We start from the raw sequence: 13732 nt of genomic DNA, 5'->3' as shown, positions 1-13732 counted from the left end.
TAAAATAATTTTAAAAACAAAAACACCTCAATAAAACTTTACTAATTGTCTATTACCTTAGCGTGCTTAAAAAAATGTCAGAGAAGGAAAAAATCAATCAGCTAGAGGATGAGAAAATTGATGACCCTTGTGCTTTTAGTACTTAGCTTTCATGTATGCGCACAAGTCAACCACTGGGAAACCATTGTTTTCGAAACTGATGAATGGCACTACCTCCTCCCTTCTTCTCCTGTTGACGCCAACTGGGTGAACTTGAACTTTGATGATACCGCCTGGCTCACTGGCAACGGGGGTATTGGCTATGGCGACGATGATGACCAAACCACCATTACGCCTACCCTATCTTGCTTTATGCGCCTCCGGTTTGAGATCACCGACCTCGATCTCGTAAAACAAGCTTTACTTCAGTTTGACTACGATGATGGCATCGTCATTTATCTCAACGGCCAGGAAGTTGCTCGCCGAAATATAGCTGGCAGTGGCATCCCAGCTTTCAATCAAACCGCCATTGATGATCGGGAGGCGCTCCTTTATCAAGGCGGTGAACCGGAGCAAGTATTAATAGGAGGCCAACGATTGGCAACCCTCCTCAACGAAGGGGATAACGTACTCGCGGTGCAGGTTCACAACAAAGATGAAACGTCCAGCGACCTCAGTGCCAGAGTCTGGCTGCATGCTGGTATTAGCAATAATCGGCGTGACTATCGCCCTACAACAGGCATTTTTTCGCCGCCGGCCTTTAGCAGTACCAACCTCCCTCTTGTGATCATCAATACCAACGAAGAAATACCTGATGAGCCCAAAGTATTGGGCAATATGCAAATCATTCACAACGGCCCCGATCAGCGAAATTATCTTGGCGATTCGGGCAATGAGTACAATGGATTCATCGGCATCGAAATCAGGGGGTCTTCCTCGGCGATTTTCCCCAAAAAGTCATACGGGTTGGAAACGCGCGACGCACAAGGGGAAAACAACAATGTCTCCCTTTTTGGGATGCCTTCCGAAAACGACTGGATACTAAATGGCCCTTTCAGCGACAAAAGCCTATTGAGGAATGTACTCACTTTCGAGATGGGGCGACGCACCGGCCACTGGGTGCCACGCACCCAACTTTGCGAGGTTTTCATCAACGGCGATTACCGAGGGGTCTACGTCTTTATGGAAAAAATCAAACGTGACAATGGCAGGGTAGACATCGCCAAACTAACAGAGGACGATAACAGTGGTGACGAACTCACCGGCGGCTATATCGTCAAACTTGATAAAGAAACGGGCGGAGACGCTATCGCCTGGACATCGCCCTTCGCCCCCCTCAGTGGAAGCTTTCAAAACACCAACTACCTGCTCCATTATCCGGAGCTGCCAGATATTACCGACCAGCAATTGGAATACATCAGCAAGTATATTACTGATTTTGAATCTGCTATTTACAGCGAAAACCTTAATGACCCTACGACGGGCTACAAAAACTATATCGACGTAAATTCTTTCGTTGATTACATTCTTACTACCGAGTTGTGTAAAAACATTGATAGCTACCGCATCAGTACTTTTCTTTATAAAAAGAAAGACAGCAATGGGGGCAAACTCTACGCCGGGCCACTATGGGATTACAACCTCGCCTGGGGCAACGTCGATTATTGCGAAGCCAATCTAACCTCCGGCTGGGAGCTTGATTTCAACACGGCCTGCTCGGGAGACGCTTGGCTCAACCCTCCTTTCTGGGCTAGAATGATAACGGCTGACACCGCTTTCGCAAATGCTATGAACTGCCGCTGGCGAGAACTGCGCTCAGGCTCCTGGCATACAGATTCGATCATGGGTTTTATAGATGAGCAAGTAAGTTTTTTGGAGGAAGCGCAGCCCCGCAACTTCTCCCGCTGGCCTATTCTTGACGAATATGTTTGGCCCAATAACTTTGTCGGTAGCACCTACAATGAAGAAATTGATTATCTAAAAACCTGGACGCTTCAACGCCTCGATTTTATGGACCGTTTTATGTTTGGCAGTTGTAGCACGGGTACGCTGAACGACGATGAAATCTACATCCAGGCATTTCCAAATCCCGCCAGCGGGATACTCAATTTTGATATCTTTGGCGTTGGTGAAGGACAACAGCTGTATCTCTTCAATAGCCTCGGCCAATTGATCCATCAGCAAACAATCCTTACTCCTCGTGTCATGCTAGAAGTACAAAATCTACCAGCCGGAATGTATTTCTATGTTGTGGGAGATACCGACAACCGCATAGCGGAAGGGAAAATCATTATTCATTAATCTAAAAATATGCCCTCCTTTAAACGTATCGTAAAGATGACTTTCCGTCCCGAGGAAATAGATAACTTCCTTGAAGTATTTCACCAGAGCAGTGCCCATATTCGTGCCTTCCCTGGTTGCCTCCATCTGGAATTATGGCGCGGAAAAAGGCAGGAAAATGTGTTGTTTACCTTCAGTAAATGGGAGAGCGAAGAAGCGCTGGAAAACTATCGGCATTCCGATCTATTCCGCAACACCTGGGCCAAAACCAAACCTCTGTTCGCCGATAAAGCCGCTGCCTGGAGTGTGGATACGCTGGCGGAGCTTTTATAAAACGTCCTTTTACTTTTTCCAAATGTTTACCCCATGCCTGTTCTACAACTCGATCACTACGACATTGACATCTCCCCCATCGGTACCGACCATCTACGTTGGTTGGCTGCTCAGGAATTTGCCGGAATTGCTGTACTCACGGATGACAATACGGCCCAGCATTGCCTACCACTTATCAAGGAGCAATTAGCAGTTTTTCAACCGCATTACATCACCGTTCCAGCTGGTGAAAAGCATAAAACCTTGGAAACGTGCCAGCACATTTGGGAACAACTTTTCCAGGCTGGTGCTGGTCGCAACTGGTGCTTGCTCAACCTGGGGGGGGGCGTCATCGGAGACATGGGTGGCTTTTGTGCCGGCACTTTCAAGCGAGGCATGGACTTTATACAAATCCCCACTACCCTACTCTCTCAGGTAGACGCATCGGTAGGTGGCAAGCTCGGCATCGATTTTTATGGTGTCAAAAACAGCATCGGCCTCTTTCGTGATCCACGCGCTGTATGGGCGGATGCCCGTTTTTTTCAAACCCTTTCCGCCCGCGAACTCCGCTCTGGCTTCGCCGAAATCATCAAACACGCCCTTATCGCTGATGTACAACAATGGCAGGAACTGCAACAAATCACCCATCTCGAAAGCATTGATTGGAGCGAATGGGTAGCCCGCTCCGTATCCATCAAACAAGAGATTGTCAAGGAAGACCCTCACGAAAAAGGCATCCGCAAGGCCCTCAATTTTGGCCACACCATCGGTCATGCTATCGAAAGCTACTTCCTGGAAACAGCGACGCCCCTACTCCACGGGGAAGCCATCGCCGCAGGGATGATCTGCGAAGCTTGGCTATCGGCAAAACAGCTCGGCCTCAGCAAGCCCAAACTTACCGCCATCACAGATTACTTCCTAACTATTTATGGCCACCAAGCCATTCCCGAAGGCATCGACGAACTCCTCCTCTCTACCATGCGGCAGGATAAGAAAAACGAAGATACACGCATCAATTTCAGCCTGATCCCTGCTGCGGGAAAGGTAGCCGTCAACCAAACAGCTACAGAAGAGGAGATTGTGGGGAGTTTGGTGTATTATCGGGCGTTGGGGTGAGGGGAAAAGGCTACACGACAATGAGCAAGAAACAACTAATGAAAAAACTGAGCTTCCTATTTCTTCCATTTTGCTTTACGCTCAGTGTTAATCAATGTCTTTCTCAAGTTGTTCAAGTTAGACTAGATAGGATTGAAATAAAAGAATACGATACGATCTATATAGCAATACAACCTTTATTTAGTAATGATACCTTGGAAATAATTCCTATAACAAGTACGGATAACGAATTTACTATTGACTATAAATTTGCTACTGGTGACAATATACTCAGCTTTGAATATACAAATGAAGCCTTTTCTTTTGAAATAGAGCTTGAGGCACAAAAAACAGACAGAACCAATTTACTGAATTCGGCAAATGGCGTTTGGTATTTCCACAGAGTGGCTGATAAAGAACAGCGAAGAGTGAGAAGAATTAAGTTAAATTATTGTGGATTTAAAGATTCACTCTTTTGGAATTATAGAGATGAACCGATTACTCTTGAACGTAATGGTGGAGTAGTACTAGCAAACGAGATAGGTAAAGCTGATTTTCATGCCTGTGTAACTGATCCAGTCAGCTATAATAGTAACAAACAAGTGTCATCTTGTCCCTCCCGGTGGTTTGTAAATTATGGTTCGCCTCAATTACTCATCAAGGTCGATAATTCAGGGCAAACTATGTACACGTTTAGAATTAAGAAGAATAGAATGATCTTAAATCAAGTAGATTTTGATGAAAATGGGTATAGTATAAGAGGCAGAAGATATATTCTAAAGAAAAAAAGAAAGTAATTCTAATCCCAGAAATGATGATACCTAGATGTGGGCTGTTAAACGAAATAGCTAGAGGTCTTTTACTAAAAATACGGAGCCACTAAAAAAACAATGCGATATACCGACCTGAGTAAAGCGGATATTGAAAAATTATAAATAGTTTTGCTTCTTGTGACCATCTACATCGTCGAGCGAAAACCATTACACAATGGCCAAGAAGAAGCAGCAGAAAAAGAAAGAGAAGAAAGAAAAAAAAGTCAGTTACAACCGCCAACCCGAGGAACTCAGCCTCCGCGAATGGCAAGTTAAACTGCGCCAACAATATGGCCAACAGCAGGAATTTAAGCTCACCAATACGGGGGAGCATCCTGTTTGGTCTGATTTTAAGGTTTTCAACCCCGAGGGGAGCTCCAGCTACCGGGTGGCTATCCGCGGAGAGCAAACCTTCGATAACTACTGCGATTGTTACGATTATAAGGTGAGTGGCTTGGGTACTTGTAAACACATCGAATGGGCGCTGCACAAACTGGCCCATACTTACGGCAACAAACAACATTTCAAGAAACCACCACTCGTGGGCGAATACAGTTCCGTCTACCTTCACTATGGCGAACAACGCACCCTCAGAATCAGGATCGGCACCGAAGCTCAGGAAGAATTTACTGCTTTAGCACAAAAATATTTCGACGACGATGGTATCTTCTTTCCTCATGCCTACCTCGCTTTTGACGAATTCCTACAGCAGGCTCAAGCCATCAGCAGTACCTTCCGCTGCTACCAGGATGCCCTCGCCTGGGTCATCGACCAACGGGAAGACCAGCGCCGCGCACAACGGATAACCACACTAGCAAGCCAACCCAATAGTCTCGACGGCCTCATCAAAGCCAAGCTTTACGATTACCAGCGCGAAGGTGTGCTTTTTGCAGCCCAGGCTGGCCGCTGCCTATTGGCCGACGAAATGGGCCTTGGCAAAACCATCCAGGCATTGGCTACCGCCGAACTGTATCGCCGGGAATATCAGATCAACACCGTTTTCATCATCTGCCCCACCTCTCTCAAGTACCAGTGGCGGGCCGAAATCGAAAAATTCACCGATAGTACCGTCATTGTTGTAGAAGGTTCTCAAAAGAAAAGAACCGAACAGTACGCCGAGGAAGCCTTCTACAAAATTCTCACCTACAATGTCGTCGTTCGGGATTTGCACCTCATCAATCAGCAACAGCCCGATTTCATAATTCTCGACGAGGCACAGCGGATCAAAAATTGGGATACCAAAATCTCGCGGGCCGTCAAACAACTCCAGGCTCCCTTCCGATTGGCACTCACGGGTACGCCTTTGGAAAACAAGTTGGAAGACCTCTACTCCATCGTTCAGTTTCTGGATCAATTTCTACTGGGGCCACTTTATCTCTTGTTGTATCGCCATCAGGTCAAGGAAGAAAACGGCATCATCATCGGTTATCGCAACCTCGACCAGATCACCAAAAAACTTAGCAGCTTAATGCTGCGCCGTCGCAAGAAGGATGTCCTCAAACAACTCCCAAAGCGGGTCGACAAGCACCTTTTCGTGCCCATGACGCCACAGCAACGGAGTATGCACAGCGGCTACGAAAATGATGTCGCACAGATTGTTGCAAAATGGAAGCGGCTAAATTTCCTCACCGAAGCTGATCGCCTGCGGCTCATGAGTTGTCTTCAACTGATGCGCATGTCCTGCAACAGTACCTTCCTGGTGGATCAACAAACCCGCTACGATACCAAGATCGACGAGCTTTTCTATATCCTGGAAGAGCGCCTCGCGGAACCTCATGAAAGTGTCGTTATCTTCAGCCAATGGTCGCGCATGACCAAGCTGATTGCTGGCGAGCTGGAACAGCAAGGCATCCCCTTCGTTCACCTCCACGGCGGTGTGCCCAGTGCCCAACGCGGGCCACTACTCGACCGCTTCCGGGAAGACGACGACTGCCGCGTTTTTCTCTCTACCGATGCCGGCGGCCTGGGCCTCAACCTGCAAAAGGCCAGCCTCGTCATCAATATGGACCTTCCGTGGAACCCTGCCGTCCTCGAACAACGTATTGCCCGCGCTTACCGCATGGGACAGAAGAAAGGAGTACAAGTGATCAACCTGGTTTCCGAAAAAACCATCGAGCACCGGATGCTCTTCACCCTCAACTTCAAGTCGGCACTCGCGCAGGCGGTATTGGAAGCCACCGAAAAGGATGTCTTCATGGACAAAAACCGCTTTGAGGAATTTATGGAACGCCTTCAGGTCGTCACCACCACCGATGTCGGCGAACCGGCCACCGATGACAATTCTTCCATCCACGAAGAAAATCTCGAACGCCCTTCTCCCGCTCAGGAAGATACGCTTGATCCCGCAGAAACCCTCGTTGAGGAATGGTGGGAAGCCGACGAAGACAAAACCTCTGTTTCTTCCGTTCCTGTAACCAACAGCCAAGAAGGTACTCGCCAGCCCTCGGCATCTGCTACCGCCAATGCTGGCGGGCCACAGCAATTGGTCAATGATGGTATCAGTTTCCTCAGTCGTTTGACTCAAACGCTTAGCAACCCCGCTGCTACCGAGCAATTGGTCAACAGCCTCGTTAAAAAAGACGAAAAAACAGGAGAAACCTACCTCAAAATTCCGGTAGAAAATGCAGACATTGTCCAAAATGGATTGAAGCTACTGAGTGGTTTGCTTGGCAAATTGGGGTAGAGAGTTCTACCAAATACCTAGTACCCAAAAAAAACCTACTCACTTCGCAACGACTTCAAAGGATGCGCAAGCGCGGCCTTAATGCTTTGATACCCCACCGTCAGAAAAGCAATGGCCAACGCCAGGATGCCCGCTAAGGCAAAAACACCACCGTTTAGCGTTATCCGGTAGGCAAAATCCTCCAACCATTGGTTCATGATCCACCAGGCAAGAGGGCAAGCCAACACGTAGGCCACTGCTACCAGTTTTATAAAGTCCTTCGACAAAAGCTGCACCAAACTTGCTACAGAAGCCCCCAGTACTTTACGTACACCAATTTCTTTGGTGCGCTGCTCTGTGGCAAAAACCGTCAAGCCAAACAGCCCCAGGCAGGCTACAAATATGGTCAGGCCAGCAAAAACAGCGAGCAAAACACCTACTCTTCTTTCCGCTTTGTAGGTTTCGTAAATTCTTTCATCCAAAAACAAAGCATCAAAGGGCAGCTCAGTAGTCAGGGCCGTCCAGTTCTTTTTGAGGTCAGCTAGCAAAGTAGCTACATCATCCGTTTGTACTTTCAAGATAGCAGAACCACTATTTCCCCCCAGCACCATTACTAAAGGTGAAATCTGCTCGTGCAACGATTTGAAATGAAAATCTTCTACGACTCCAAGTACCTGATAGCTTGTTTTCTCCCCTTGGTTATTGGCATACACCACTTGCTGCCCCAGCGCTTCCTCGTCCTTCCAACCAAAAGCAAGCGCACTGGCTTCGTTCAGGATGATCCCACTAGCGTCTGTCGCCATTTCAGCAGAAAAATTGCGGCCCGCTACCAGTTTCATATTCAGCGTAGGCAGGTAGTGCTCGTCTACATCGTAACGCAGCGTTTTTACCATCTGGGTATTGTCATGGGCTTGTGTCAGGAAAAAATTGTTGTTGTAAGAAGGCCCCGCTGGCAAGTAACCAGAGTAGCTGGCACTTACCACACGCGGATCCTGCGCAAGCTGTTGCCGAAAAACCTCCTCACTATCCCCCAACGCCCACAGTTCTGGCACCACCAATACCGCAGAGGTATCATAGCCCAATTTAGCATCCTGGATAAATTGCAACTGCCGAAAAACGACACCTGTACAAATCATCAGGGCTATCGTAAGAAAAAACTGGAAGACCACCAGCCCTTGCCGCAGACTCACGCTTTTATTCCCAATACCTAAACTTCCTTTCAATATTACCGAAGGACGAAAAGACGACAGGAAAAACGCCGGATAACTCCCCGCCAGCGTACCCACCAATAACCCAAACAACAACAAGCCCGGCACCAGCCACTGTATCGGTAGTGAGTTTAAACTCAAGTGCTTATCCGCAACTTCATTAAACAAAGGTAATGCCAGGGAAACCAAAACAATCGCCATCGCCAAACTAAGCATCGCAAGCAGGATAGATTCCAGCAAAAACTGCCAAATCAAATCCCGCTTCCTCGATCCCATCACCTTACGAACGCCCACCTCTTTGGCTCGCTTAGAGGCCCCAGCCGTAGAAATGTTCATGAAGTTGATACAAGCAATAAACAGCATAAACAGCGCAATGGCACCAAAAATATAGAGGTAACGGATATCTCCATGCGGAGATAAATCAAAAGCAAAATCCGAATAGAGGTGAATATCCGTCAAGGGCTGCAAAAACAAGCCTAAATCATTGCCTGCCGCCCGAAATTCTTCAATTCCCATCCCCATCGCTTGCTTCATTTGCGGACCAGCGTACTTATCGAAAACTGTCGGTAATTTTGCTTCTAATTCCTTATAATCATACCCCTCCGGCAACACCAAATAGGTGTAAAATTCCGAGGTCATCCAAGATGGCTTCCGAGCCTCTTCAAGACCAGACATGGCAATAAAAATATCAAATTGAAAATGAGAATTTTCCGGTATCTCTTTCATCACACCGGTTACTTTGTGGGGCTCACCTCCGTTCTTAAAATCAAGGGTTTTCCCCAACGGATTCTCTCCACCAAAGAACTTTTCAGCTACGGCTTCAGAAATCACAATCGAATTGGGTTCCACCAAAGCCGTTGCGGCATCACCACTTATCAACGGTAACGTAAACACCGAAAAGAAATCAGCATCTACCAAAGCAGCTTCGTGTGTTTTATAAGTTTCTTCTCCATGAATAATCGTAGGCCTACCAGCTACTCTCAAACGGGTAGCGGCTTCCACTTCCGGAAATTCATCCTTCAGCGCTTCTGCTACCGGTGGCATCACATTGGCCTCGTTCAGCTTTTCTCCCTGCACCATCCCCTTAAAGATCACCCGCACTATACGGTCTGCCTTCTCATGGTAGCGGTCAAAACTCCATTCATACTGTACAAACAGTAGTATAAGCAGACAAGTAGCAATACCAATCGCCAACCCGGAAATATTGATAAACGACATTACTTTACTACGTCTCAGGTTGCGGAGCGCTATTTTCAGGTAGTTTTTAATCATTGCTTTTGGCTTTTGTCTGTACTAATGGTTCCCCGTCATTTATGGCAGGTACTATCCATTCACCTAAAGGGCGAAGAACCTTCATTTAACGATACTCACAATAGTTTCAATTATCATTCCAGCATACAAATCTATTGATAATCAGCAATTTAAGAAAAACACACCACCACTAAACCTCACTCTAGTGTTCAATAACGAACAATCTTGGTATAAAAATGAACAGTCTCCGCACGCGCTCCAATAGACCTAGCACCCTATACCTTTTACCTTGTACCCTGAGGTTTTCTAGTCCAGTTCACTGATAATAAAGCATTTAAACAAACCTCACTTATTAGGGCGCTCCCCTGCGGGTCAGGCTGTGCGCAGCTCCCTTTGGTCGGCCCGGGCTGCTGCGCCAGCCCGGTCTACCCTTGGCAGGGTCCTGCTACCATCCTTAGCGCAAAAAAAATTAAGAAAACTTTAAGATATTCGTAGGAAAATCGGCATGTTACTTTAGTCTAATGCCAGAGTCCAAAGGACAGAAACGCTCTAAAGTATTCTGCTATAAGTGAGCAATTATACATTAGACAACTTCAAACAAATATTCACGTCAAAAAACATTCAATAATGAAAATGACCAAATTCGCAATCTTCAGTCTAGCCATTCTTTTCACCTTCAGCTTGCAAGCACAAGACAAAGGCAATACCAGCACAGCTCCTGCTACGATGGATAAAATGGAAGCGCCACTTCGCCAGGGGCCAAGCCCTGAGCAGCGTGCTGCAAAAATGGAAGAACGCCACCAGGCAATGGTAGAAAAACTCGGCCTTTCAGAAGAGCAGGCTACCGCCTTTAAAGGTATCAACGAAAAATACCGCGACCAACTGAAAGAAGCTCGTGCCAACGCCGGAGAAGATCGTAGAGCCAACGGCCAGCAAATGAAAGCCATTCGCGATGCCCAGAAAGCAGAACTTCAGGCGGTTCTTACGCCAGAACAATTTGAGATGCTCGAAGCAGAGCAGGCAGCAGCTAAAAGCGAACGCCGTGGTCAGCCTCGCCAAAAGCGGGCATCCCAAGATGGTGGCAACAACTAAGCGCTTGTAAAATGCTCCTTTAGCCAATAAGGAATAGTGCAATATCAGATTGCCAATGCAACCCTTCTTTATTTCACTTTAGTTGAAATGGAGAAGGGTTTTTTATTAGGGTTCTATCAACTGGTTTTGTACATTAGATTTTTTCCACCGATATGCCTCCGTAGAACAAATCTATTAACGCAAGCATCTACTAAAGCGTACTTTTACCAAAAATCACAAGCTATGAGAACCTACCTGATACTAAGCCTTTTTGTTTGGGGCTTTATGGCCTGTCAAGCAGATACTTCCTCCTCCAATACTTCTGAGACGGAGCAAACTGCAATCACAAAAAACACCCACCTTACCGATAGTATTGTCCAAAGCTACCAACAACAACTTACAACCAGGGAAGAGGTTTTTCCATTAAACTGCAACCCCGAAGCTGGCAAGATCAACCCTGCTGATGGCGCTCCCAAAGACACCCTCTTTTTTCTTTTCCGCGAACAGCTCAAAACCATTGTTGCCAATAAAGATATTTTTGCGCTCTTGCCCTTTGTTAGTGAAAACATCAAAACGGGTTTTGGTGCAGAAGGTGGCCTCCAGGATTTTATCCGTATGTGGGAATTAGACAGCCCAGATAAAATTCCCAACTCTACCCTTTGGCCTACCCTCGAAAGTTTGCTTGCCTTGGGCGGGCAATTCCACAACTATGACAAAGCCCCTTACTTCGAGGCTCCCTACCTTGGTCCCTGCTGGCCACACACCGCCGAACCTTACGAGTTTGGTGCCGTCATTGGTGCTGGCGTTCGCCTACGTTCCAGCCCCGGCCTGAGTACCAAAATCATAAAAACGCTGTCCTATGACCTCGTGGAATACCTGGAAACAACACCCACCCAGGAAACCATTGGCGGAGAAACACACCCCTGGATAAAAGTCCGCTTAGCCGATGGTATGGAAGGGTTCCTCTACGGAAAATTCTACCGCTCACCATTGGATTTCCGCGCCGGTTTCCAAAAAAATGAAGCTGGACAGTGGCAAATGGTGCTGCTAGTAGCGGGAGATTGAGTGGGTTCAATGGTTGTTGGTTGATGGTTGATTGGTTGTTGTCGGGATAACCATTGCGCAAATTTTCCTATTTTGGCAACAATTCTCACATTACAAAAGATGCCGTGCCACTGAGGCTCAGTAGCACGGCATCTTTTGTAATCAATTCATCTATCCGTCCTTAATTATGAAGCCATTTTTTACCAATGACGCTATTGTTTTCGGTATCCTGATGCTGGCCCTGGCCTTTGTATTCACTACCGCTAGTAGCGACAAAAAAGCCTGGAAACGATTTTACACTTTCGTTCCAGCTATTTTGCTGTGCTATTTTATCCCGGCCATTCTGCACTGGCCTCTTAACCTTATTGCCTACGACTGGTTTGAGCCTGGCATCTACGACCTGGCCAAAGAACTAGGGGTAAACCTACCGGCCAAAGCTTCGGTGGCCGAAATCGAAAAACTATTTGGCCAAGCGGGTATTGATGAAGCCGTTTACAAAGAATACAAGGGAGGCTCCCGACTCTATTTTGTCGCCAGTCGCTACCTCTTACCAGCCAGTTTGATCTGGCTTTGCCTGAGCATCGACCTCAAAGGTATTATGCGCTTGGGTTCAAAGGCCATTATCATGTTCCTCACGGCTACACTCGGAATTGTTATCGGCGGCCCCATTGCACTTATTATTCTCACTTATTTATTCCCTAACCTGGTAGGGTTTTCTCCCGACGAGCTATGGCGTGGCCTCAGTACCATTGCAGGTAGCTGGATTGGAGGTGGAGCCAACCAAACAGCCATGAAAGAAATTTTCGAGGTCAAAGGAAGTGTCTTCGCTTCTATGGTAGTCGTTGATATAGTGGTGGCCAATATATGGATGGGCTTCCTGCTTTACGGCGCAAAAATTTCCGACCGCATCGACGCCCGCCTCAAAGCAGATAATACCGCTATTAAAGACCTGGAAAAGAAAGTGGCGGAATACCAGGATAAGATCAAGAAAATCCCCACAGCTACAGACCTATATGTTTTGTTGGCCGTAGGCTTCGGAGGGGTGGCCCTTTCTCATTGGGGATCAGAGCTCATCACTGGCTGGCTGGAACCATTTGCAGACAGCCTTAAAGCAGCCGGTCTCAACTCTTTATTAAGTGGGTTCTTCTGGCTGGTTGTCATTTCCACAACAATTGGCTTGGCCCTATCTTTTACAAAATTCCGCGAGCTGGAAGGCATCGGAGCTTCCCGCTGGGGCAGTATATTTATCTATATACTCGTTGCCACCATCGGTATGCACATGGCCCTTGGGGATATTGTCAACAACCTGGGTCTTTTTGCTATTGGTGCAATCTGGATGCTCGTTCATGTCATCTTACTGCTCTTTGTTGCCTGGCTCATCAAAGCGCCCTTCTTCTTCGTTGCCGTAGGCTCACAAGCCAATGTCGGTGGAGCAGCCTCTGCACCTATTGTTGCCTCTGCCTTTAGTCCAGCCCTTGCACCAGTGGGTGTATTAATGGCTGTGTTAGGCTACGCACTAGGTACTTATGGTGCCCTTATTTGTGCTTATTTAATGCAAGCAGCAGTAAGTTAGCCCTAAAAAATCAAGCAAAATACAGGTGCATATAGCACCCATTAAGAGATCAGTAATTCAACCGCAATTACTGATCTCTATTTTTTTAAATCATCAACAAAAACATCAAAATAATATCAATTTTGTAAATATTAATTTTATTTATTAAAATATTTGCAACAAACCAGCACTTGCTTTAAATTTGTCACATCATCAGTAGAAAGATACTGATTTCAAAGTCGGAAGTGGGAAATCGAAAGTCGGAAGTAAAAGTGCTTCAGCTTTAAGTTTTCCCTCCGATTTTACAAAACGTCGGATAAAGACCGCGGAATTCGGAACCTAAACACTTCCGACCTCCCACTTCTGACCTCCGACTTCAACACACTGTGAGGTGATGAAACTGGCAGCCATGCCCTCTTGTCTCGAGGGTGGGGAGCTAGGAATAAACAGGGTAAAACTCTGAACA

Annotated in this window: 9 protein-coding genes; 8 read left to right on the top strand and 1 reads right to left on the bottom strand. The window is 46.8% G+C overall.

Annotation, left to right across the window (positions count from 1 at the left end; genetic code table 11):
• Positions 1-108 precede the first annotated feature (108 nt).
• The 5 genes from ACRBG0_RS23140 (at position 109) to ACRBG0_RS23120 (ending at position 7161) form a co-directional block, all read left to right on the top strand.
• Positions 109-2280, top strand: coding sequence for a CotH kinase family protein (locus ACRBG0_RS23140; protein WP_431489218.1), 2172 nt, complete (start codon positions 109-111; stop codon positions 2278-2280).
• A gap of 9 nt (positions 2281-2289) precedes the next feature.
• Complete coding sequence (locus ACRBG0_RS23135; protein ID WP_431489217.1) at positions 2290-2592, top strand: putative quinol monooxygenase; 303 nt, start codon at positions 2290-2292, stop codon at positions 2590-2592.
• Positions 2593-2625: 33 nt separating this feature from the next.
• A complete protein-coding gene (gene aroB / locus ACRBG0_RS23130) occupies positions 2626-3687 on the top strand; it encodes a 3-dehydroquinate synthase (RefSeq protein WP_431489216.1) in 1062 nt (353 codons plus the stop codon).
• Between the two features lie 38 nt (positions 3688-3725).
• Positions 3726-4463 (top strand): hypothetical protein, encoded by a 738-nt coding sequence (locus ACRBG0_RS23125; protein ID WP_431489215.1) that lies wholly within the window; start codon positions 3726-3728, stop codon positions 4461-4463.
• A gap of 190 nt (positions 4464-4653) precedes the next feature.
• On the top strand, positions 4654-7161 hold the full coding sequence (locus tag ACRBG0_RS23120) for a DEAD/DEAH box helicase (protein WP_431489214.1): 2508 nt from the start codon (positions 4654-4656) through the stop codon (positions 7159-7161).
• Between the two features lie 35 nt (positions 7162-7196).
• Here the strand turns inward: ACRBG0_RS23120 and ACRBG0_RS23115 are convergent, their stop codons facing one another.
• A complete protein-coding gene (locus ACRBG0_RS23115) occupies positions 7197-9620 on the bottom strand; it encodes an ABC transporter permease (protein ID WP_431489213.1) in 2424 nt (807 codons plus the stop codon).
• A 606-nt stretch (positions 9621-10226) separates the two neighbouring features.
• On the opposite strand from ACRBG0_RS23115, the gene ACRBG0_RS23110 reads away from it, so the two are divergent.
• The 3 genes from ACRBG0_RS23110 to ACRBG0_RS23100 all read left to right on the top strand — a co-directional run bounded on the left by ACRBG0_RS23110 (position 10227) and on the right by ACRBG0_RS23100 (position 13287).
• Positions 10227-10691, top strand: coding sequence for a hypothetical protein (locus ACRBG0_RS23110; protein WP_431489212.1), 465 nt, complete (start codon positions 10227-10229; stop codon positions 10689-10691).
• A 222-nt stretch (positions 10692-10913) separates the two neighbouring features.
• The gene (locus ACRBG0_RS23105; protein WP_431489211.1) at positions 10914-11735 is read left to right on the top strand and encodes an SH3 domain-containing protein; all 822 of its coding nucleotides are present in this window, start codon (positions 10914-10916) and stop codon (positions 11733-11735) included.
• Positions 11736-11901: 166 nt separating this feature from the next.
• Positions 11902-13287 carry a DUF819 domain-containing protein gene (locus tag ACRBG0_RS23100; protein ID WP_431489210.1) on the top strand — a complete coding sequence of 462 codons (1386 nt, stop codon included), beginning with the start codon at positions 11902-11904 and terminating at the stop codon, positions 13285-13287.
• Positions 13288-13732 lie beyond the last annotated feature (445 nt).

Source organism: Lewinella sp. (genome assembly GCF_050633125.1).
In the GTDB taxonomy this organism is placed as follows: Bacteria; Bacteroidota; Bacteroidia; order Chitinophagales; family Saprospiraceae; genus Lewinella.
Note: the sequence above shows the minus strand (reverse complement) of the source record. Positions and strands in the feature narration are given on the sequence as shown.

What these genes read in the sequence shown, in the direction of transcription:
- ACRBG0_RS23140 (WP_431489218.1), top strand. Translation starts at nt 109, where the DNA reads ATGAGAAAATTGATGACCCTTGTGCTTTTAGTACTTAGCTTTCATGTA.
- ACRBG0_RS23135 (WP_431489217.1), top strand. Translation starts at nt 2,290, where the DNA reads ATGCCCTCCTTTAAACGTATCGTAAAGATGACTTTCCGTCCCGAGGAA.
- ACRBG0_RS23125 (WP_431489215.1), top strand. Translation starts at nt 3,726, where the DNA reads ATGAAAAAACTGAGCTTCCTATTTCTTCCATTTTGCTTTACGCTCAGT.
- ACRBG0_RS23105 (WP_431489211.1), top strand. Translation starts at nt 10,914, where the DNA reads ATGAGAACCTACCTGATACTAAGCCTTTTTGTTTGGGGCTTTATGGCC.
- aroB (WP_431489216.1), top strand. Translation starts at nt 2,626, where the DNA reads ATGCCTGTTCTACAACTCGATCACTACGACATTGACATCTCCCCCATC.
- ACRBG0_RS23115 (WP_431489213.1), bottom strand. Translation starts at nt 9,620, where the DNA reads ATGATTAAAAACTACCTGAAAATAGCGCTCCGCAACCTGAGACGTAGT.
- ACRBG0_RS23100 (WP_431489210.1), top strand. Translation starts at nt 11,902, where the DNA reads ATGAAGCCATTTTTTACCAATGACGCTATTGTTTTCGGTATCCTGATG.
- ACRBG0_RS23110 (WP_431489212.1), top strand. Translation starts at nt 10,227, where the DNA reads ATGAAAATGACCAAATTCGCAATCTTCAGTCTAGCCATTCTTTTCACC.
- ACRBG0_RS23120 (WP_431489214.1), top strand. Translation starts at nt 4,654, where the DNA reads ATGGCCAAGAAGAAGCAGCAGAAAAAGAAAGAGAAGAAAGAAAAAAAA.